Source organism: Moorena sp. SIO3A2 (assembly GCF_010672265.1).
In the GTDB taxonomy this organism is placed as follows: Bacteria; Cyanobacteriota; Cyanobacteriia; order Cyanobacteriales; family Coleofasciculaceae; genus Moorena; species Moorena producens.
In genome coordinates, this window is the sequence record NZ_JAAHHC010000001.1 from 295,186 (window position 1) to 313,933 (window position 18,748).

Sequence of the window (18,748 nt, forward strand, 5' to 3'; positions counted from 1 at the left end):
GACTAATCTCATGACTAATCTCATTTGTCCACCAATTCCTTCATACCTGTTCAGGCATTCCTGTTGTGCATTGATCATAAACGATTAATCACTCATTGATGTTCCTCAAAGCGCTTTCCCCAGGAGCTTTAGCCGTGGGTAGCCAAAGCGCTTTTTTCAATTAAGCCACTTTGAAGGTAGGCACAATGGTTTATTGGCTTTGACTTCTAGACTTATAGACTAATAAATAACGTAAGCATTCAGTCGTCAGCCGTCAGCTAAAAGCTCACGCTACTTGAGGTGCCGTCAGGCGTCAGCCGTCAGCATTCAGCTGACGTAACAAAGATTAAACGAATGCTTACTTGTTTTATTTAAAAGCTCAAAGCTGAGAGCTGAGAGCTGAGAGCTGAGAGTTGATAGCTGAATGCTTACCAAAGAAGAATATCTTAAACTGTAGCCACAGGCTACAGTTTAATTGGATAGCCAACTATAGGCTTGGAACTTGAATGCTTGGCCTTTCGGCCAGGCTACGCGAACAACAGTCATCACAATTCATAGGTAGATTTGGATACAGGTGTGATTAATAATGCCTCAGCTTCAACACCACAACCATCACCCCAAGAGGGTGATACAGGAGTCTCTTACTCTCAGCTTGACCTGACTACAGACCTAGACGCTTCTGTCTCTGGATTAAGATTAACCTTTGCCCCCTATTTGCGGTGGGTATTTTGGAGTAGCGCTTTTGTCCTGACAGCAGTTATTTCTGCGGCTTTGGGAGCCACCTTAGCCCTAGTTACCCCATTGTCGCCCCTGATTAAATCCCATTCTCAACCGGAAAACTCCAAAATCCCCCAGAATCAACCAGCGGCTTCTGAGCACAAGTCTTGGCGTAAAAGCTTTCCCTATAACCTGTCACGACCGGTTAATATCCTGGTGATGGGAATAGACCGAGTCCCAGATGCGTTGCCAGGTTCCCCAGAGGTTTTTGGAGGTCGCAGTGATACCCTGTTGCTGTTGCGCTTAGACCCTAAAGACCACTCAGTGAATATGCTTTCAATTCCACGGGATACCAGAATAGAAATTCCCGGTGTTGGGATAATTAAAATTAACGATGCCAATGTCAAAGGTGGATCTACCTTAACCGCAGAAGTGGTTAGCCGTACCTTGAATGATGTGCCAATTGATAGGTATGTGCGCATTACCACTGATGCATTTCGGGAACTTGTGGACTTGGTCGGTGGCTTGGAAGTGTTTGTGCCTGAGAGGATGGAATATGTAGATGTCACTCAGAAACTGGAAATTGATTTAGAACCAGGGTGGCAAACTTTGAATGGAGACCAAGCCGAACAATTTGCTCGATTCCGAAAAGACAATGGTGATATTGCTCGGATACAGCGGCAGCAGATCTTACTCAAGGCCCTGCGCCAGCGTTTAGTTACTCCCAGTGTCTTGCCTCGTTTACCCAAAATCCTGCGAGTGATGCAGCAGTATATTGATACCAATCTCAGCTTAGAGGAAATCTTGGCACTGGTCGGTTTTGGTCTAGAGGTTGGTAAAGATAATATCAGAATGGTACTCTTGCCTGGTCGATTTAGCAAGGCTGATGAATACATTGCCAGTTACTGGCTGATGAATTCACGAGGGCGAGACCGAGTGATGAGTGAGTATTTCGAGCAAGAACCGAAATATAAGAGTTCATTAAAGCGCCGCCGTTCACCCCATCGGGTCAGAATTGCGGTTCAAAATGCTACCGATGACCCAGAACTTGGTCGCCGTGTTGCCCGCTATTTAGCCAGACATGACTTCTACAATGTCTATTATGTCTCAGATTGGCCTGACCGCTTGTCCCAGACTGAGATTATTGTTCAGCAAGGGGACATAAAAACAGCAGATATTGTCAAAAAAGTCCTGGGACTAGGTAGAGTAGAAGCATCCTCTACTGGTCATCTCAAATCTGAGCTGACGATTAGAGTCGGTGAAGATTGGTTAGAGAGGGAGTTTTAGGCTTTAAGTTTTAAGGAGTCAGGTTCACAAGTGATTAGGGTGATTTGGCGACGCTTATTGGGACTAATTTTAGTTCTTGTTATGGCTTGGCTATGGGTGCTTTTATCGGCTACTCCTGCCTATGCTCAGGAGAATACAGTAAATTATGCCCTTACGGATTTGAGTTATCGTGACTTTTCCCATGGCAATTTAGTTCGTGGCGTATTTGCAGGCGCTGAAATGCGAGGCACAAACTTCCAAGGTGCTGACCTGAGTGGATCTATCTTCACCAAGGGAAATTTATTGAAAGCCAATCTCGAAGGTGCAAACCTGACCGATTCTTTGGCAGATCGGGTAATTTTAGACCAAGCTAATTTGACCAATGCTATTTTGACCGATGCAATTATGAATAGCACCAGGTTTTACGATGCCGAGATAACTGGTGCTGATTTTACCGATGCCTTGATTGACCGCTATCAGGCTAAACTGATGTGTGGCCGTGCTACGGGGGTAAATCCTGTAACTGGGATCTCCACACGGGATAGTTTAGGCTGTCGCTAGGCTGAAGGAGTTGAGCTGGGCTAAGGGGTTCCAGAGCAGGATGTCTTGTAATAATTCCTGATAACCAGCCACATTGGGATGGAGACCATCTGGAGATAGGTGTTGAGAGCACCAATCATAACCACGGGACGTCCATAAATCAAAAACGTCTAGATAGGGAATTTGACGCCTCAGACAAGCAAGGCGAGTAGCTTCTTTGTAGCAGTACTGGTCAGCATGAGTGTAGTAAAAACAATCGAGAAAGGGCATTTTCCTTTCATCCACTGGTACCATGCCCACAAATAGCACTGGACAGAGTTGCTGGGCTAGCTCAAGCAGATTGGCTAGTTCTTCCTGGAAACTATCAAAATTAGTAAAATTCTTGCCATCGGGACGTCCCTTACGGGCTGAATCGTTAACGCCCACTGATAAAATAATGGCATCAGGTACACGGTTTCTGAGTTCACCACGACTGCGAAATTCATGCTCTAGTCGCTTGTGGACTTGGGTAACCCCATCACCCCGAACTCCTAAATTGTAGAGTACATGACCAGGACTATCGGGTAACATCCACTGACGTCGCAGTCGCTCTACCCAGCCGCCACCTTCTGGGTCTCCAAATCCATAGATCAGACTATCTCCGAGGACAACGAATTTCAGGGGAGTTCTTTGGCGCTGATGGAATGACTCAAAGCTAGGAGCGGCAAGTGTTTGCATAGACAAGATTTATTTAGTCAGATAATTGTTAACAACTCGACACACTCTTGATAGCTTAGCAATGGTATGATCTTTTGTATATGTAAAAGGTACATCTACCACAGGAGTCAATCCAAGTACTCTGACCCCTAAGGTAGCCCATCGATGCGATCGCATATACACTTCCCATATACACAACATAATCCCATATGCGCATCATCTTATTTACATACTTATTGACATATAAGTAGGCTGGGATAGTTTGGTAGAACTTCCCAGCCTGGGTTAGATATATAGTTTCGGTATAGTTAGTCGATTCGGTATAGTTAGTACAAATTGACTGTTCTTTCTTATTATTGTCATACATACCAAGCAATGTAAGTAGTAATCACGCAACTTCACAAATTCTTTCACTTTTTGATGGTATATTATTAACCTCAAGAAAAGTTTTATGACTTGTCTCAGGGGTAACCCCTAGTTTAGGAGTGAAGTATGCTAGGGTAGAGGGGGCGATACTGATTTTAACCAGAAAGCAACACATCATAAACCTTATGCTGCACAAAATCTATAACTTTGATTCAATGGACATTCTGCAACGGACGGAGCAGCTAGTAAGTGCAGCTTCTAATCGTTATCGGATAACTGTACAAGTGGCCAGCCGTGCTAAGCGCCGTCGCTTCGAAGATTTTGAAAGTCTAGATGAGCCATCAATGAAGCCAGTGCTGCGAGCAATTGTTGAGATGTCTGATGAACTGACGCAGCCAGAGATTATTGCGGACTAAGCTATAGTGCTGAGTGAGTCAGGGGGTTAGAGGGTCAGGGGCAAGAATAGTTCTTTCACCTAGTTTTATCCCAAGGTTGTGCAGGAATGTTCAATAGTCGTCTCTAAGCAATGTACAAGACTAATAGAATTAAACTAGCGCTAGGTTTAACTATTACTACTTTGACCAGTGGTTTACTATTGCTGTGGGAATCCTACGACCAAGCCCCCGGTGTCTTCCAGCTCCTAGGAGCACAGCCTGCTGTCGCCCAGTTTTTTATTCCCCCAGAGATTAGCAAGGTAGTATATCAGCGTTTACCGGATTTACCACAAGAGAACCAATACATTAGCAAAGAAAGCGGTGAAGTAGCTGCCAATAATACCCTGGTTAACCGCTTAATTCGGTATCACGTCTATGGTAAAAAACGGTTGCCCAATTACCGTTTTGATTGGAAATTGACCATGGCTGACTATCTAGGTGCACACGATTACCTAGTAGCATCCCAGTATCCCAGTGGGAATACCTTAACCGAAAATCCCATGAAAGGGGATATTGCAGCGATAGAACAATTAACTCGTGCCGAACGGGATGCACTAGTAAGCGTTTTGGTCAGCATATTCAATCCCAATCGCACCGAAACTGTTGCACCAGAGTCGAGCACACAACCATCACCTGGGACACCATCACCTGCCACAACCTCCAATCCTACATCACCTGCGACAACCTCCAATCCTAGAAGAGGACTATCCTTACCTAAACCAGGAGATGCTCAGTTACTCAAACCTAATTGACTTGTCTGGTGAATTGGGCAGAATCACGTTAATGGAACGTCTTGTTAAACATGGAGAAGGCTGGCGTATTGGTTGGGATCCGGAGGCTCCTAACTATAAAGGTTTAGTCGGTGGCGAGCACTGGGCATTTGAGCTAACGGAGTCGGAGTTGAACGACTTTTGTCGGTTGTTGCTGCAATTAGCTCAGACTATGAGTGAGATGGCAAGTGAGTTGATGGACGAAGAGAAAATTACTTGTGAAGCAGAAAGTGATTGGCTGTGGATGGAGGTAGAGGGCTATCCTTCCGCTTATACCCTACGCTTGATTTTGAATCAGGGACGCTGTTGTGAGGGGAGCTGGGTGGCAACAGCGGTTCCAGGGTTGCTAGCAGCAGCTAAGTCCCTAAAAGTATTTTAGTTTAGTTGTTCAAATCTCGAATAGTGTGGTATAATAGATAAAGTTTTCCGGGGCGTAGCGCAGCTTGGTAGCGCACCACTTTGGGGTAGTGGGGGTCGTGGGTTCAAATCCCGCCGCTCCGATTCGGTTTTAAAATTCGCTAGGGTAGTCAGTCCCAATTTGTCACTGTTGTCTGATTAATGTGATCTGGACAAAGTATCTGTGAAAAACTAAAAAAGCGGCGTTGCATCGGGTGCATCTCATATTTGTAAAAAAGATCGGGAGTGTGGGGAGTTTGGGGCCCCTCACAGGGGTAGGTTTTTTACATTAGGGTAAAACATGGGGCGACCCAGAGGGAGAGGAAAAGGAAAACAACTTAGGTGCGCTTGACCTATTAAGAATTAAATTCGCCACGGGTCGCACCTGAAGAAGCGATGCAGCTTCGGAACAGGGGGTTTCCCCCGGAGACGAAACCTAAGACAGGGGAGCCTTTATGGTTGGTAGGCTATGCAGATGCATGGTTAAAACTTGAGGCGCGACCCCGTAATTTAATTCTTCACGCGGAAAGCGCGCCTCCATTGATTAAGGCTCCCCTGTCTTACGGTAACTTCAAACCACTCGCTATTGCATCAAGACAATGATGATTTTGAAGGACAAATTAAGTACATTTTCTTATCCCCCACACCCCACGCCCCACACCCCACACCTGAGGTCTTTGTAAAAAACCTACCCTTATGAGGTTAGGGGGGATTCCTCTTGCCTTGCGCGTAGCGCTATATTACTTCACCAATCAAATGGTTTATAGTCTTTCAGGAACACCCCATAGAGGCGCTCCCCTGCTAACCCGCGCACAATGGGATCATAAACCCGTGCAGCGCCATCAATCACATCAAGTGGTGGACGGAATCCTTGCTGACGGAGGTATTCACGCACAGGATGAGGCTTCTCGTCCGTAATCCAACCCGTGTCAACACTGGTCATATAAATGCGATCGCAAACATAATCCATCCCCACCGTTCGGGTCATCATGTTCAGTGCAGCTTTAGCCATATTAGTGTGGGGATGATAGGGTGTCTTATTACCATAGGAGAATTGACCTTCTACAGCAGAGACATTGACAATATAACGATCCTCGAAAGGAGATGCCATCAGTGACGGCTTCAAGCGGGAATTAAATAAGTAAGGTGCCATAGTCGTTACCAACCAAGCCTCAACCATCTCGATCGGCTCAACCTGGTCAAGTAAGAGTCGCCAGCTATTAACATGCCTCAAATCTAAGGGCTGACCCTCAATGTCAAGGACTCCATCCGGAAAGTTTGGATCCTCCTTGCTGCTCAGACAGAGCTGGTAAAAAGCGTTAAGTGCTGACTTCTTTACCAGAGCCTCTGATTCAGCTTTCACCCATTGCCTGGTTTGTTGATCCAGACTCTCCATCTCCCCTTGGACAAGAGCTTTGAAGTATGCAGGTGGGCGGCGAATGGTTTGGGCAGCATTATTGATAATAATATTGAGTGGGGGAGATGCCAGCAACTGATCGATAAATGCCATCACCCCACGCAGATCACGAAAGTCTAGCCCGTAGATTTCCAATCGCTCACCCCATACCTGTGAATCTTTCTCAGCCAGGTATCGACGGGCGGCATCTTTCGGGAATCGGGTGGTTACAATCACATGAGCACCGTCCCGTAGCATTTTGAGTGCAATGTGATACCCAATCTTAATCCGTCCACCCGTGACTAGCACTCGCCGACCCTGTAAGTCAGTTCGGGCGTAGCGCCGACTATAGTGTTCCGGGGCACAGTTAGGACAAAACTGGTGGTAAAAGTGATGTACACGTTTGTAAGGCTGCTTGCACAGGTAGCATAGCTGGGGAGTATAGAGTTGATCATGCTCAAGGGATACCCCTGCAGCCAGCTGGCGTAATCGTTCCGGCAAGGCTTCGCCATGAATCTGGGCGCGAGCGAGCAAAGCCAAGTCATGCTGACGGCGAGCCTGCTTGCGCTGGTGGCGACGCTTTTGTTTGAGTCGCTTCATCAGTGCTGAGGCCGCCCGTTCAATAGTCAACAGCTGTGGATTGTCACTGGACATCCTACCCGCTGCCTCCAGCACCCTCAGGCAAATGGCTAACTCCTGCTCATTGAAACTTGGGTGATGGGGTTGGGTAATATCCATAGTTGTATGTACTACACAAGCTGTACTACACAGACAGAATTCGGCGGGGGCGATTCAGCAAAGCCGACTTGTTCACAGCTTAGAAGGCTGGTGTGACTGCCTCTGCACTACGTTCCATTATAATACAATTATATTACAGAAGTAGATTAGATGTTGATAAATACCACAAAGTTAGCAGAAGGGCAAGATATGGGAGTATAGGAGTTTCTAAGTCAGTCAATCAGGATTCACCCACAGGAAACATTTATAGCACTACCCATTCAGATGTTTGACATTTCTAAACTCCGAAACCTAGTCCTAGCTGACTTCTGACTTTTGACTTCTGACTTCTGACGCTAAGCGTAGCGCTATACCAACCGAGCCAGAGTTCCCTCCATGATAGCCGTGCTTTGACCAGAGACAGTAAATACCAAAGCTTCCCGATAGACTCGCTGGGCAGCATGGTGTTTGTAGTTAGCAGCACCACTAGACACAGTCACCCCTGCTTGAGCACATCTTCCTGCTAAGTTAATTGCCCAAGTCCTCAGTTGTAGCCGTTGTTGAAAAGTCTGAGAATTTGCTTGTGCTGCTTGGATCATAGCTGTCTGGCAGCGAGTGAATTCCCCGTGGAGGGATTCAAAAGTATTGTATAGAAAATCCAGTTGCTTGGTTTTGGCAGCCGCTTCTACAATGTCCAGTCCAGCTTGGGCACATCCTAGGGCCAAAAAACCAGCAGACAAAAGTTTCTTCTGGTCATTTTCGTGAATTGCACCTGCTTTAGCAATCGAGACCACACGTTCTTCAGGTAAGAACCAATCGGTAAGGGTAGCACTAACCGTATTGGTGGATTCCATCGCCGCCAGTGCCATGGGTTTGCTAAAGGTAATAGTACCACCTCCATCTTGGCAAGTTGGAGTCAATGGCACCATACCGTAAACTTCTCGACCATCAGGCAATACTGCACCAATGACAAACTCTTGAAACAAGCTAAACCCAGTAACCCAAGGCACTTTTCCATTGATATGATATCCACCATCTACCGGAATAGCTTTCACCGGTGGGTTACCTGTTCGTCGCACTTGGGAAAAGCCGATACCAACTAGCACTTGACCCTTGGCTAATTTAGGAAGATACTGGTGCTTCAACGATTCATTCTCAGAGTAGGCGATCATTGCTCCAGCACTCTGGTGTTGCATTTGCAAGAATGCCAAAGCACCGGAATACCGTGCTAACAGTTGCTGGAAGTAGCCAAAGGTTGTGCTACTTACTTCTAGACCTCCCCAGGATTTCGGAATCCTTAGCCCTAGCAAAGTGCGAACGCTCATTCCCTTGAGAGCCTCTCGTAACACCTCAGGAGCACTATCAATTTCTGAAGCCAAGGGAGCAACGGATTCCCTGAGATAAGACTCCGCTGTCTCTAATAGGGTTTGGTGCTCATTATCGGGATACCGTTTGATCACCTGCATCAACCTTTCTAGTTACTCTGATCTACTACATTAATACTGCCACTGTGATTGTAAGCTATCAGCTATCAGCTATCAGTTATCAGTTATAGCAACCGAAGTATAGTTTAGGACAGAGTATTTTGGTTGAAAGGGACTTCGGAGCAGGGACTTCGGAGCAGGGAGCAGAAATATGTCTTAAGCTTTACTTCGACTGCTATATCAGTTATCAGTTATCAGTTATCAGCTTTTGAAGAAAACAGGTAAGCATTCGTTTAATCTGAGTTAAGTCTGCTGACAGCTGACGGCACCTCAAGTAGCACCATCTGTAGCGCATATGCTTACCTGTGATTTATAGCATTGCGTAATTCAGTGAGCTACTTTCACCAAAAAAAGCGATCGCGTAGGGTCGGCAAAGCCGAATCGCAGCTGTGAATACCAACTAAAAAGCAACTAAAAAACCGTTTCTTCCACGTTGTGGATCAAGACAATGAACAAAAGTTTATTTAAAAATATCTTCTTATCCAAAACTACTTCTTCCCTCCCCACACTCCCCACACTCCCCACACTCCCTACACTCCCCACACTCCCTATACACCCTATCTGCTCTATAAATTCCACACACCCCACACTTCCCACACTCCCCACACTCCTCCCTCTTCAAGCAGTTGCGCTGGCGCTATCTTGTCTATTAATCCTCACAGGTTGTCATCCGAACCAGTTTAAGACTCAAGCAGCTCAGGTCTCTCAACTAGTGTTAGCTACTCCTAGTGACCCAGCTACCTTTAACGCTATTGTTAATACCTCTCCCTTCGGTGTATTTGGTTACCTCTACGAAGGATTGTTGAGTGAGAATGGCATGACAGGGGAGTTGGAACCAGGACTAGCTGAATCTTGGGACATTTCCTCAGACCGACAGCAGATCACCTTCACCCTGCGGGATGGGGTAAAGTGGTCTGATGGGGCACCCCTAACAGTGGATGATGTGATCTTTACCTATCAGCAGCTTTACCTGAATCCCAAGATTCCCACAGTCTCCCGAGATTTCCTCCAGATTGGTAGTACTGGTAAGTACCCATCGGTGCGCAAACTAGATCAGCGGCGAGTTGAGTTTACCTTACCAGAACCCTTTGCGCCATTTGTGAGATACGCCGGAACCCTAGCCATTCTACCGGCTCATGCCTTAAAAGAGTCTGTGCAAGCCACTGATGGTAATGGCAATCCCCAGTTTCTTGCCACTTGGGGCACTGACACCAATCCCCAAGATATTGTTAGCAATGGTCCCTATCGACTACAAAAGTATACCCCTGCTGAGCGAGTCATCCTACAACGCAACCCTTATTACTGGCGTGCTGATGCTCAGGGAAATCCCCAACCCTACATTCAACGGATTGTCTTGCAAGTTATCCCATCCTCTGATAACCAGTTACTCAGATTTCGCTCTGGGGAGTTGGATAGCCTCAGAGTAAATCCTGAGGCCTTTGGGTTACTCAAACGAGAGGAAAAGCGGGGGAAATACACCATTTACAATGGAGGACCGATGCCTAGCATTAGGTTTGTCGGTTTTAATCTCAACAAAGCTCGCAATGCTCAAGGAAAACCTTTCGTAGACCCAGTCAAGTCTCGTTGGTTCAATACCTTGGCCTTTCGACAAGCGGTAGCCTATGCTATTGACCGGGAAAGGATGAAAACTAATATTTATCGGGGACTCGGTGAAGTACAACATTCCCCCATTGCTGTCCAAAGTCCCTATTACCTGTCCCCAGAAGAAGGGTTAAAAGTCTACAACTATCAACCCCAGAAGGCCAAACAATTACTATTAGACGCTGGTTTCAGATATAACTCCCAAAATCAGCTGCTGGATTGGGATGGCAACCGGGTAAGATTTACTATGCTGGTGAAATCAGACGATAAGTCCCGAGTAGACGCAGCAATTCAGATTAAACAAGACTTAAGCCAAATTGGGATAGAAGCAGATTTGCAGGTACTCAGCTTCAACCTTGTGCTCAGAAAGCTTCTATCGACTCGAGATTGGGAGTGTTATGTGGGTGCGTTTGGAGCAGGAGTAAATGAGCCTCACAATGTATTTGTGTTCTGGTACAGTGGAGGCTCGTTTCATCAATTTAATCAAGGTCCTCAACCCGGACAACCACCACTGGCAGGATGGGAAGTGTCTGACTGGGAGCAAGAGATTGACCGTCTGTTCAATGCTGGGATAAAAGAACTTGATCAGAGCAAACGCAAAGTCATTTATGGTCAATTCCAGGAAATCGTTGCCGAGGAGTTGCCCGTGTTTTTCCTGGTCAATTCACTAGACTTTCAGGCAGTACGCGATCGCATCGAGAATATCAAATTTTCTAGCTTAGGGGGACCGTTATGGAACATTGATGAGCTGAGAATTGCGGAAAACTAATCAAGTCTTGGGTCTTGGGGGATGGGGATTGTGGGGAGATGGGGAGATGGGGAGATGGGGAGAGTGTGGGGGTGTGAGGGCTAATAATTGGTAGAAAAATTTCTGCAAGACCTGCCCACAGACCGTCCTTACAGCTTATCCCTATAGGGTACCAGGACTAGAATGTGCGCGGAAAATTTGCTAAATTATAGTGTTTTTGGCAACATTATTTTAGTAATAAAACTGACAAAATTCATGAATTTTTACTCTTCTCGAATAAAATACTCCTTTAGCCTCTCTAGTGCTATTTTTCTGAGTCTCGGAACTGCAGAAATAGCCACTGCTGCCACTTTCAGTGATGCACCCATTTTTTCTGAAGTTGATAGCTTCAGTACTACCATTACAACCAATGGCAATCCGGCAGACATTTACTTTCCAGTTGTATCTAGGACTAGCAAGGAATTATTTCCCACTACCATCCTCTTGCCAGGTGGATTGGTAGACAAATCCTTCTACTCTAGTTTTGCGACTCAGGTTGCTAGCTACGGCTTTGTGGTTGTCGTTCCTAACAATAGGGTATCTCTACCCCAGTTTAATTTTGAAGGATTGCTTCCTGAAGCTTCGCAAATTAACTCGATTTTCGACTTTATTATTGCAGAAAGCGAGAATTATAATTCCCAGCTTGCGGGTATTGTGGATACCGAGAAGCTAGGTTTACTCGGTCATTCCCAAGGGGGGGCAGTCGGTTTAACCGCGATTGAAGATTCCTGTATTTTTCCCCTCTGTTTGGATGATTTTAATCGTCCAGAAGCACTTATGGCCGGTGCTTTCTACGGTACAAATCGATTCGATCCCTTCTTAATGGAATTTGTTCCTACGGCTAATGATGGCATTCCTGTGGCCTTAGTTCAAGGAAGCCTCGATGCTCGGGCAACCCCTGAGGAAGCTTTGGGGACTTTTGAGTTAATCCAAGATCCTCCCAAAGCATTGATTACCGTTGCAGGTGCCAATCACTTTAGTATTACTAATGTTAATAATCCGATACTTTTTGGCTACTAAAGTCTACTAGCGCAGACTTTAGTTCACCAATGCAAGCTGCTCTCGCAGCCAGGGTGTATCTACCAAAGCCCTCAGGAATATCCCGCGAGCGCCATTGATGTCCCGTTCGCGAAGCGTGACCAAAGGTCAATCCATAGACCGGCCATCAATCTTTGACCTAATGGTCTTACTGCCGCCGATGTTTACCATTTCTCCTGTCCAGCTCACAGTCTTGGAGGTATAGGCTTCACAGACATCTACTACTGTTTTCCCAGTTTCGGAAGCTTTGTGTTTTAAAAACTCCTTGAATCTGAAGTGGGATAAAGTGAGTAGGTTTCGGACTGTCTTTGATCTGATTTTCCTTTTTCCTTTTTTTGACATTTCAGATGTCTCAAAGGTCGGAAGTAATATCACATCAAATTTATCTACCAAGAATCTAGCAGCTTTATGATGGAGTTCATTTATTAGGTTTTGAATTCTGAGAACAATCCGCCTGGCAGCTTTTCTCATTCGTCGTTTTTGATTCCTCTTGGCCTTACTTATTTTTGAGATTAAGTTATCAAGATGAGCGCAAAGCCTTTGAATCCGAGAAAAGTCACCGTGACCAATCTTGCCTGTAGAATTTTCACTCTTAAATGTCAGGAAGGTTCTAACTCCGGGGTCTATCGCGACTACCCTACCTTGGTTTTCGGCTTTTATTTGAGTAGTCTGATGGGGGACTGTTAAGTAGTAGTCCCCATTATTACTAGTCAATCTACAATCTCCCCTGTTCTCAGGCAAAGTCTCAGCAAAAGTTAATCCTCCCAGTTTAGTGTGATAAATGCCTTTGACTGAGACTGCTGATTTGGGGATGTAGCAAGACTGAATTGGGTTTTTCCTAGAGCGAAACCTAACCCGATTACTTTTTCCAGTCTTTTGGTATTTTTTCTTGGCCTCCCTAACAGCGGTGCAAGCATCCTTTATCGCTATCGATTTAATTTGATAAGGTACTTCCTTACACCACTCGGGAAGGTTATTTAATATGCCAGTTTTAATGGCTTTCCAATTAGCTTTTACTTTACTATTCTGAAGTATCTTGACGGTCTTGTTGAAGACGTAACGAGACACTCCAAACCACTTTCGGACAATCGATCTCTGATCAGCACTTAGGAATATCCTGATCTTCTTTGATTTTTGTCCCGTACTTTCGGAGTCCGTGGACTCGGCAAGAGAAGACGTGAATGATGGAGAGAAGATCTGCGGTAAGTTCTGATTCTGGACAACTTTTAGGTTGGTCGAGAACCAAGATTTTTCCACCGTTGTATCCGACCAAGTACTCAAACAGTTCAAAACCGAATCTGGTGAGCCGGTCTCTACAGGTAACAACAATCGTGAGCTGACATCCCTGCATAAGTCGTTCCAATATGGCTCTAAGTCCTTTCCTTTTGTAGTTAAGTCCTGAGCCGATGTCTTTGATGATTTCTGCTTCCGGGAAGAGCGAGTGCATGTACGCGACTTGCCTGACGAGGTCATCTTTTTGCTTGGAGCTACTGACCCGGCAATAACAGATGGTAGCTGGTTTTGGGGGTTGTCGTTTCCCCAAAGTGGCAAGGCTAACTGTACAAAACATCCTGTATCCGCTGGGGGTTCGTTCGCATCTGATCGTGCCATTGTCTGCGTACTTCCTTAGAGTGGTTTGAGAGAGTCCCGTAAGTTCGACCGCCTTACGGAGAGGTACTAATGCCATGACTAAAGTCTATGACTTTTCCATAGACTTTACTAGATATTGTGATACTTATTGTAACTGTCCACTAACCCCCTGGTGCGCGACCCGATTTTAGCAATCCCACTCTAGCTCAGGATGAAGCGATTGAAACCATTGCCCGTTGGAGTGCTTTGTTCTTGCGCGCTAATCTTCTAGATGATGCCAACGCTTTTGAGTTTGTATTCGATACAGGGGCAAAATTAGATCCTAATGTCACTGTGATTGCTGAGGTGAAAACTGTTCCGGAACCAAGTTCCCTGTTTGGGGTATTGGCAGTAGCTATGGGCGGTATTAGTTGGCTGTGGCAGCGTAAATAGGGGTTAGTGTGCTGCCCAGGGTAAGGGCAAAAATTAAGGCTCTCCTAGAGTGGCTATGATAAATTAGTATAAAATAATCGCCGTAAACCTTACTAAGTAAGCTTTTGAGTAATTTAAAAATGCATTTTTATTAAAATGGCATTTTTAGTTCATTGAATCCCTTGCTATTGAAGGGGTAATCGCTCATTTAAACTACTCATTTACCACACCCATTGTAGGAGAGCCAAAATTAATACAGCGGTTTGCACTTCAGTTAGGTACTTTCGTTTTGGGTTTGTAGGGACTTCGGAGCAGGGAGCAGGGACTGAGGCCGTGGGCCACGCGGGGCGCGTTCGGAAGTGGGAAGTCGGAAGTGGGAAGAGGAGAAACAATGTGTACCTGATAGTTATGCAAACCGCCGTAAGGAGTAATTATTACTAACAATATTGAAAAAAACTATTGAAAAAAAGTACAATAGTGCTGATAATCAAAGATTACTATGGTCATAATACTTGCCTTTTATCACATTTTGGCTCAATTTTTTCTGGGCTTACCCTGCTCTCTACTCCCTACTCCCTAAAATCCCAAGGGCTGGGTAACTCACCCGATTGATAACTGCTATCTATTTAATAGAAAGAAAGGGGTTGAAAAAAAATGCGATGCGCGAGCATTGAGCCGCTACGCGAACGCATTTGTTTTATGAATCTGGGGTATGCGATGCGCGAGCATTGAACCCCTACGCGATCGCATCAGGGAGTTGACTTGGTGATCGCGAGAGCTATGCCATCCTGTAGGTGCGAGTATATAGGTGCGAGTATAGCGATCGCGTAGCGTGGCCTACGGCCAATCGCTTTCTTTGTTAACTTAGAGTAGGTTAAGTCAGACTAGAGGGACTAAAGAACCATGAATGATCGTGATCAGATTCAGGACAAGCAGTCAACTGACCAGTCAGAGGAAAAATTATTCCGACAATGGTATCGTTTTATTAAGGATCATGGATTCACCTGGAAAGGAATTCTTTCTCGATATAAGGGTAACGGAAGTCTTGATGAAGTCCTTGATTCCACAAGAAGATTTACTCCTCTAGCAGATGCATCTCAAATTGAGCATTATGTGTGTTTTCTTAACCAAGACGATCCCTCGAAAGTCCAAGAAAATACGTGGATTATTGAAAAATGCGGTCCAGGTATCTCTCACCCCATCGATCTGAGTTCAACGACGATGTTTTCATCTAAATCCTCTGGTATATTGAGTAGACCTTTTAGGAAAGACCAGGTCAACTTGACCGAGATTTACCTGTTGGAAGGGAACCGTCGTATCAGTGTGGTAATTAGCTATTTCCCCGATCGCTCCAAGGAATCAGGCAATCCATGTGTACTCTCCAGGATTTCCTTGTTCCGGGAAGTGAAACTTGACGTTGTCCCATTTCCCTGGTCTAATCAGAGACCAGAGGTAAGTAATCGGGATTATCCGAGCATTAAGGCGATAGATACCCTGGTATTACGATCAGGCACATTTGATGAAATTCCCCTGCCAGATTACCCTGTCCATTGGCCGAAGGACGGTCGATTAATCTTTGATTTTCCCGACGGAATTTCCATAAACGTGCCAGAAACCCTTGAGCCTGGCCACGATAGCACTCTTATCCTTAGTTGGAGATACAGCACCGATCGGATCAAGAGAGGGATTGCTAACTTCACGGATGATACCCGCACAGCTGATTTGATTACACAGGAATGCGTGATTGTCTAAAAATAGGGTGGGCAATGTCTAGCAAGCCTTAGTACTAAGATTGACATTAAAGGTTTAGTATTGCTGGCGTCAGTGCCGAAAAAGCTCCAGATTCGCCATCTTTGATGGTCAGTTGTTTCATAGAGGAAGTTATCTATGAGAGTTGATACCAAAACACCAGAAGCAGTACAAAAAACTGGCACCGCTCCTATAGCTGAAACACAGCAAGAGTTCAACTGGCAGCAGTGCTGGTATCCTGTTACCTTTGTGCAAGACCTGCCCACAGACCGTCCTTACAGCTTTTCCCTGTACGACGAGCCTTTGGTCTTGTTCAGAAACCAAGATGGTAAGCTAGCCTGTTTAACAAACCGCTGCCCTCACCGCGCCGCTAAACTCTCAGAGGGACAAATCATTGATGGTAAAATTGAGTGCTTATATCACGGCTGGCAATTTGGTCGAGATGGTCAATGTTTACACATTCCCCAGTTACCAGAAGATGCCAAGATTCCAGCCAAAGCCTGTGTGCAATCCTTTACGGTTGTGGAACGGCAAGGTATTGTCTGGGTATGGATGGGGAAACCTGAAGCTGCTGATCAAGAGGGAATCCCAACTGTAGCGGATTTGGACAATCCTACAGTTGCCAGCTCAGACTATATGATAGACCTCCCCTACGACCAAACCTATTTTATAGAAAATGCCCTCGATCCCTCTCACCTCTACATCAGTCACGAGGGCACCCTAAGTAGTCGAAAATACGCTCAACCCTTAGAAATGGAAGTCCTGGAAAGTTCTACTTTTGGGATTCGAGGCAGGTACCGAAAAACCAGGCAAAAGAATAGCCCATGGGTAAACCTTGATTTCGTTGCTCCCAATTTAGTGACCTACAGAAGCTCAAGTGGGGAAAAATCAGTTCGTATCGGTGGAGCAGCACTTTATTCCCTTCCTCTAGGTAAAGGCAAATGCCGTATTATTATCAGGAATTATAATAATCACTCTACCTGGAAACTGAAGCTACAGCCTCGTTGGATGGAACACTGGTACCGAGACAAATTCTTAGAAGAAGATTTACCACTTGTGGTGGGACAGCAGGCAGAAGTGGAGCGGTTGGGAACAAGCCTAAACTCACTGTATTTACAACTCAAAACATCGGATATGTTGTTGATTGAGTATCGCAAGTGGCTCGATAAGTTCGGAACGTCTTTACCTTTTTATCAAGGCTATTCCACCAGGAAGCTATCCCAGAAAGAACGAGAGGATAATCAGCAACCAGCTCCCCTAGACCGATTAAGGCGACATACTCAAATCTGTGGTTCCTGCAATCGAGCCTATCAGGTAACCAACCGGTTAAAAACGACTTTTGTGGGAGTAGCGATCGCATTGGCGGCTTTGGCAATAGTTACGGATGGTTCTGGGACTGAACTAATAGCTAGTTTAGGGTCTGGCTCAGCCGTTGTTATAGCAACAGTTGCCCATCAAGTTAAAACCCATTTCGAGCGTTCTTACACTCGTCATTAAGGCTAATTTTGGCTCAACGCCATGTAAGCATTCAGGCGTCAGCTATCAGCCGTCAGCTTATTTTATTCAAAAGCTGTTCGGTGTAGCTTGCGCTATGGGCATAAACTGTTGCCGTAGCGTAGCCACAGGCTTTTGGCTGATAGCTGATAGCACCTCAAGTAGCCTGTGCCACGCTACGGGAAAAGCTTTTGAATAAAACAGGTAACCATTCATTTAATATGAGTTAAGTCTGCTGACGGCACCTCAAGTAGCGTGAGCTCTTATAGCAGTCGCCAGGGTAATTAGGACATGACAAAAGTCTCAAACTACAGTTTGGCTTGAGTTTAACTTCTGACAAATGACTTCTGACAAATGACTTCTGCTATAGCTCACGGCTGACGGCTGAATGCTTACCTAACAGCTACCAAAAAGATTACCGAAAGATGACAATACCCACCAATAATCCCAAGGAATTTAGACAATTTGAATATTGTGGATGGCAACAGTCAGTAGACCAATACCATTCCTCTTTTTCGTCTCTGACTAGCCAAACTATCGACACTCTGCTCGATAGTGTAAATGCGGCAATGGATATGGAATTACTTGATATTGCCACTGGTCCTGGTTATGTGGCTGCCCAGGCCCAGAAGCGAGGATGTAAGGTGACGGGGGTAGATTTATCAGACGCTATGGTTGCCAAAGCACGGCAACTGAATCCCCAGATCGAATTTTTTCAGGGGGAAGCCGAATCATTACCCTTTGCCGAATCTCGATATCAAGCAGCCGTAATGAACTTTGGAATTTTGCATTTGGCTGAACCAGAAAAGGCACTGGGTGAAGCATTTCGGGTAATTCGTAGCCAGGCCAAGTTTGGCTTTACTGTGTGGAGTAAGCCAGAAAAATCGATAGCGTTGAAGATTATGAATAAGGCGATTGAGACCTATAAAAATTCAGAGGTTACTCTTCCAGAAGGGCCGCCATTTTTTCTATTTAGTGAACCAGATTATTGCTTCAAGTGTTTGCAAAATTTAGGATTTCAAAATCCTTCTGTACAGGAAATTCCCCTAGTCTGGGAACTTACCAGTGCCGATGAACTTTTTGATGCTTTTTATAAAGGCACCGCCAGAACAGGTGGTATACTGCGCGCTCAAACTAGTAAATCCCTTGACAATATACGGGCAGCAATTCACCAGAACACTGCAAGCTATAGGCAAAATAATCGACTGCTTCTGCCTATGTCAGCCCTAGTTGTATCTGCTCAGAAACCTTGAACTCTTCCCCAACTAAAGTAATACCAATTCTTCAAACTAGGACTACAGATCCAGATGAGGAGA

General features: G+C 45.4%; 18 protein-coding genes and 1 tRNA gene. 12 read left to right on the top strand and 7 right to left on the bottom strand.

What is annotated here, in order from left to right; all coding sequences use genetic code 11:
• Positions 1–543: 543 nt before the first annotated feature.
• On the top strand, positions 544–1,983 hold the full coding sequence (locus F6K64_RS01260; RefSeq protein WP_008191583.1) for an LCP family protein: 1,440 nt from the start codon (positions 544–546) through the stop codon (positions 1,981–1,983).
• A gap of 81 nt (positions 1,984–2,064) precedes the next feature.
• On the top strand, positions 2,065–2,523 hold the full coding sequence (locus tag F6K64_RS01265; protein ID WP_081431989.1) for a pentapeptide repeat-containing protein: 459 nt from the start codon (positions 2,065–2,067) through the stop codon (positions 2,521–2,523).
• Here F6K64_RS01265 and F6K64_RS01270 read toward each other — a convergent pair.
• Together F6K64_RS01270 and F6K64_RS01275 are read right to left on the bottom strand one after the other, a co-directional pair.
• Positions 2,509–3,219, bottom strand: coding sequence for a GDSL-type esterase/lipase family protein (locus F6K64_RS01270; RefSeq protein ID WP_008191579.1), 711 nt, complete (start codon positions 3,217–3,219; stop codon positions 2,509–2,511). The genes F6K64_RS01265 and F6K64_RS01270 overlap by 15 nt on opposite strands.
• A gap of 9 nt (positions 3,220–3,228) precedes the next feature.
• Positions 3,229–3,399: a hypothetical protein gene (locus F6K64_RS01275; protein ID WP_287264707.1), complete on the bottom strand. Its 171-nt coding sequence runs from the start codon at positions 3,397–3,399 to the stop codon at positions 3,229–3,231.
• Between the two features lie 350 nt (positions 3,400–3,749).
• On the opposite strand from F6K64_RS01275, the gene F6K64_RS01280 reads away from it, so the two are divergent.
• The 4 genes from F6K64_RS01280 (at position 3,750) to F6K64_RS01295 (ending at position 5,269) form a co-directional block, all read left to right on the top strand.
• Positions 3,750–3,980 carry a DNA-directed RNA polymerase subunit omega gene (locus F6K64_RS01280; protein ID WP_008191578.1) on the top strand — a complete coding sequence of 77 codons (231 nt, stop codon included), beginning with the start codon at positions 3,750–3,752 and terminating at the stop codon, positions 3,978–3,980.
• Between the two features lie 110 nt (positions 3,981–4,090).
• Positions 4,091–4,750, top strand: a complete 660-nt coding sequence (locus F6K64_RS01285) for a hypothetical protein (RefSeq protein WP_008191576.1) — start codon at positions 4,091–4,093, stop codon at positions 4,748–4,750.
• A 31-nt stretch (positions 4,751–4,781) separates the two neighbouring features.
• A complete protein-coding gene (locus tag F6K64_RS01290) occupies positions 4,782–5,147 on the top strand; it encodes a DUF1818 family protein (protein ID WP_044495827.1) in 366 nt (121 codons plus the stop codon).
• 48 nt (positions 5,148–5,195) lie between these two features.
• Positions 5,196–5,269 (top strand) — tRNA-Pro (locus tag F6K64_RS01295).
• A gap of 640 nt (positions 5,270–5,909) precedes the next feature.
• On the opposite strand, the gene F6K64_RS01300 is transcribed toward F6K64_RS01295, so the two are convergent.
• Both F6K64_RS01300 and F6K64_RS01305 read right to left on the bottom strand, forming a co-directional pair.
• Positions 5,910–7,298: an SDR family NAD(P)-dependent oxidoreductase gene (locus F6K64_RS01300; protein ID WP_287248262.1), complete on the bottom strand. Its 1,389-nt coding sequence runs from the start codon at positions 7,296–7,298 to the stop codon at positions 5,910–5,912.
• A gap of 347 nt (positions 7,299–7,645) precedes the next feature.
• Positions 7,646–8,743 (bottom strand): acyl-CoA dehydrogenase family protein, encoded by a 1,098-nt coding sequence (locus F6K64_RS01305; protein ID WP_008191568.1) that lies wholly within the window; start codon positions 8,741–8,743, stop codon positions 7,646–7,648.
• 466 nt (positions 8,744–9,209) lie between these two features.
• On the opposite strand from F6K64_RS01305, the gene F6K64_RS01310 reads away from it, so the two are divergent.
• Together F6K64_RS01310 and F6K64_RS01315 are read left to right on the top strand one after the other, a co-directional pair.
• Positions 9,210–11,132, top strand: a complete 1,923-nt coding sequence (locus F6K64_RS01310; protein ID WP_081431874.1) for an ABC transporter substrate-binding protein — start codon at positions 9,210–9,212, stop codon at positions 11,130–11,132.
• Between the two features lie 234 nt (positions 11,133–11,366).
• Positions 11,367–12,170, top strand: a complete 804-nt coding sequence (locus F6K64_RS01315; protein WP_287251067.1) for an alpha/beta hydrolase family protein — start codon at positions 11,367–11,369, stop codon at positions 12,168–12,170.
• A 126-nt stretch (positions 12,171–12,296) separates the two neighbouring features.
• On the opposite strand, the gene F6K64_RS01320 is transcribed toward F6K64_RS01315, so the two are convergent.
• Entirely contained in the window at positions 12,297–13,385 is a 1,089-nt protein-coding gene (locus F6K64_RS01320) for an RNA-guided endonuclease InsQ/TnpB family protein (RefSeq protein WP_287264024.1), read from the bottom strand.
• Positions 13,288–13,875, bottom strand: coding sequence for an IS607 family transposase (locus tag F6K64_RS01325; protein ID WP_287264023.1), 588 nt, complete (start codon positions 13,873–13,875; stop codon positions 13,288–13,290). The genes F6K64_RS01320 and F6K64_RS01325 overlap by 98 nt, the downstream gene beginning before the upstream one ends.
• A 155-nt stretch (positions 13,876–14,030) precedes the next feature.
• Between F6K64_RS01325 and F6K64_RS01330 the strand changes: the two genes are divergently transcribed.
• The 3 genes from F6K64_RS01330 to F6K64_RS01340 all read left to right on the top strand — a co-directional run bounded on the left by F6K64_RS01330 (position 14,031) and on the right by F6K64_RS01340 (position 17,435).
• Positions 14,031–14,210 (top strand): PEP-CTERM sorting domain-containing protein, encoded by a 180-nt coding sequence (locus F6K64_RS01330; protein ID WP_008191520.1) that lies wholly within the window; start codon positions 14,031–14,033, stop codon positions 14,208–14,210.
• An 882-nt stretch (positions 14,211–15,092) separates the two neighbouring features.
• Positions 15,093–15,941 carry a DUF3598 family protein gene (locus F6K64_RS01335; protein WP_008191524.1) on the top strand — a complete coding sequence of 283 codons (849 nt, stop codon included), beginning with the start codon at positions 15,093–15,095 and terminating at the stop codon, positions 15,939–15,941.
• A gap of 135 nt (positions 15,942–16,076) precedes the next feature.
• Entirely contained in the window at positions 16,077–17,435 is a 1,359-nt protein-coding gene (locus F6K64_RS01340) for an aromatic ring-hydroxylating dioxygenase subunit alpha (protein WP_008191526.1), read from the top strand.
• Positions 17,436–17,501: 66 nt separating this feature from the next.
• Here the strand turns inward: F6K64_RS01340 and F6K64_RS01345 are convergent, their stop codons facing one another.
• Positions 17,502–17,648: a hypothetical protein gene (locus F6K64_RS01345; protein ID WP_287251068.1), complete on the bottom strand. Its 147-nt coding sequence runs from the start codon at positions 17,646–17,648 to the stop codon at positions 17,502–17,504.
• 209 nt (positions 17,649–17,857) lie between these two features.
• On the opposite strand from F6K64_RS01345, the gene F6K64_RS01350 reads away from it, so the two are divergent.
• Positions 17,858–18,685, top strand: a complete 828-nt coding sequence (locus tag F6K64_RS01350; protein ID WP_008191529.1) for a class I SAM-dependent methyltransferase — start codon at positions 17,858–17,860, stop codon at positions 18,683–18,685.
• Positions 18,686–18,748: the final 63 nt, after the last annotated feature.

Excerpts from the sequence above, each read along its gene's own strand:
- F6K64_RS01270 (WP_008191579.1), bottom strand. The coding sequence starts at position 3,219 with ATGCAAACACTTGCCGCTCCTAGCTTTGAGTCATTCCATCAGCGCCAA.
- F6K64_RS01275 (WP_287264707.1), bottom strand. The coding sequence starts at position 3,399 with ATGTTGTGTATATGGGAAGTGTATATGCGATCGCATCGATGGGCTACC.
- F6K64_RS01265 (WP_081431989.1), top strand. The coding sequence starts at position 2,065 with ATGGCTTGGCTATGGGTGCTTTTATCGGCTACTCCTGCCTATGCTCAG.
- F6K64_RS01305 (WP_008191568.1), bottom strand. The coding sequence starts at position 8,743 with ATGCAGGTGATCAAACGGTATCCCGATAATGAGCACCAAACCCTATTA.
- F6K64_RS01350 (WP_008191529.1), top strand. The coding sequence starts at position 17,858 with ATGACAATACCCACCAATAATCCCAAGGAATTTAGACAATTTGAATAT.
- F6K64_RS01325 (WP_287264023.1), bottom strand. The coding sequence starts at position 13,875 with ATGGCATTAGTACCTCTCCGTAAGGCGGTCGAACTTACGGGACTCTCT.
- F6K64_RS01280 (WP_008191578.1), top strand. The coding sequence starts at position 3,750 with ATGCTGCACAAAATCTATAACTTTGATTCAATGGACATTCTGCAACGG.
- F6K64_RS01300 (WP_287248262.1), bottom strand. The coding sequence starts at position 7,298 with ATGGATATTACCCAACCCCATCACCCAAGTTTCAATGAGCAGGAGTTA.
- F6K64_RS01310 (WP_081431874.1), top strand. The coding sequence starts at position 9,210 with ATGAACAAAAGTTTATTTAAAAATATCTTCTTATCCAAAACTACTTCT.
- F6K64_RS01335 (WP_008191524.1), top strand. The coding sequence starts at position 15,093 with ATGAATGATCGTGATCAGATTCAGGACAAGCAGTCAACTGACCAGTCA.
- F6K64_RS01340 (WP_008191526.1), top strand. The coding sequence starts at position 16,077 with ATGAGAGTTGATACCAAAACACCAGAAGCAGTACAAAAAACTGGCACC.
- F6K64_RS01290 (WP_044495827.1), top strand. The coding sequence starts at position 4,782 with ATGGAACGTCTTGTTAAACATGGAGAAGGCTGGCGTATTGGTTGGGAT.
- F6K64_RS01315 (WP_287251067.1), top strand. The coding sequence starts at position 11,367 with ATGAATTTTTACTCTTCTCGAATAAAATACTCCTTTAGCCTCTCTAGT.
- F6K64_RS01285 (WP_008191576.1), top strand. The coding sequence starts at position 4,091 with ATGTACAAGACTAATAGAATTAAACTAGCGCTAGGTTTAACTATTACT.
- F6K64_RS01345 (WP_287251068.1), bottom strand. The coding sequence starts at position 17,648 with ATGAATGGTTACCTGTTTTATTCAAAAGCTTTTCCCGTAGCGTGGCAC.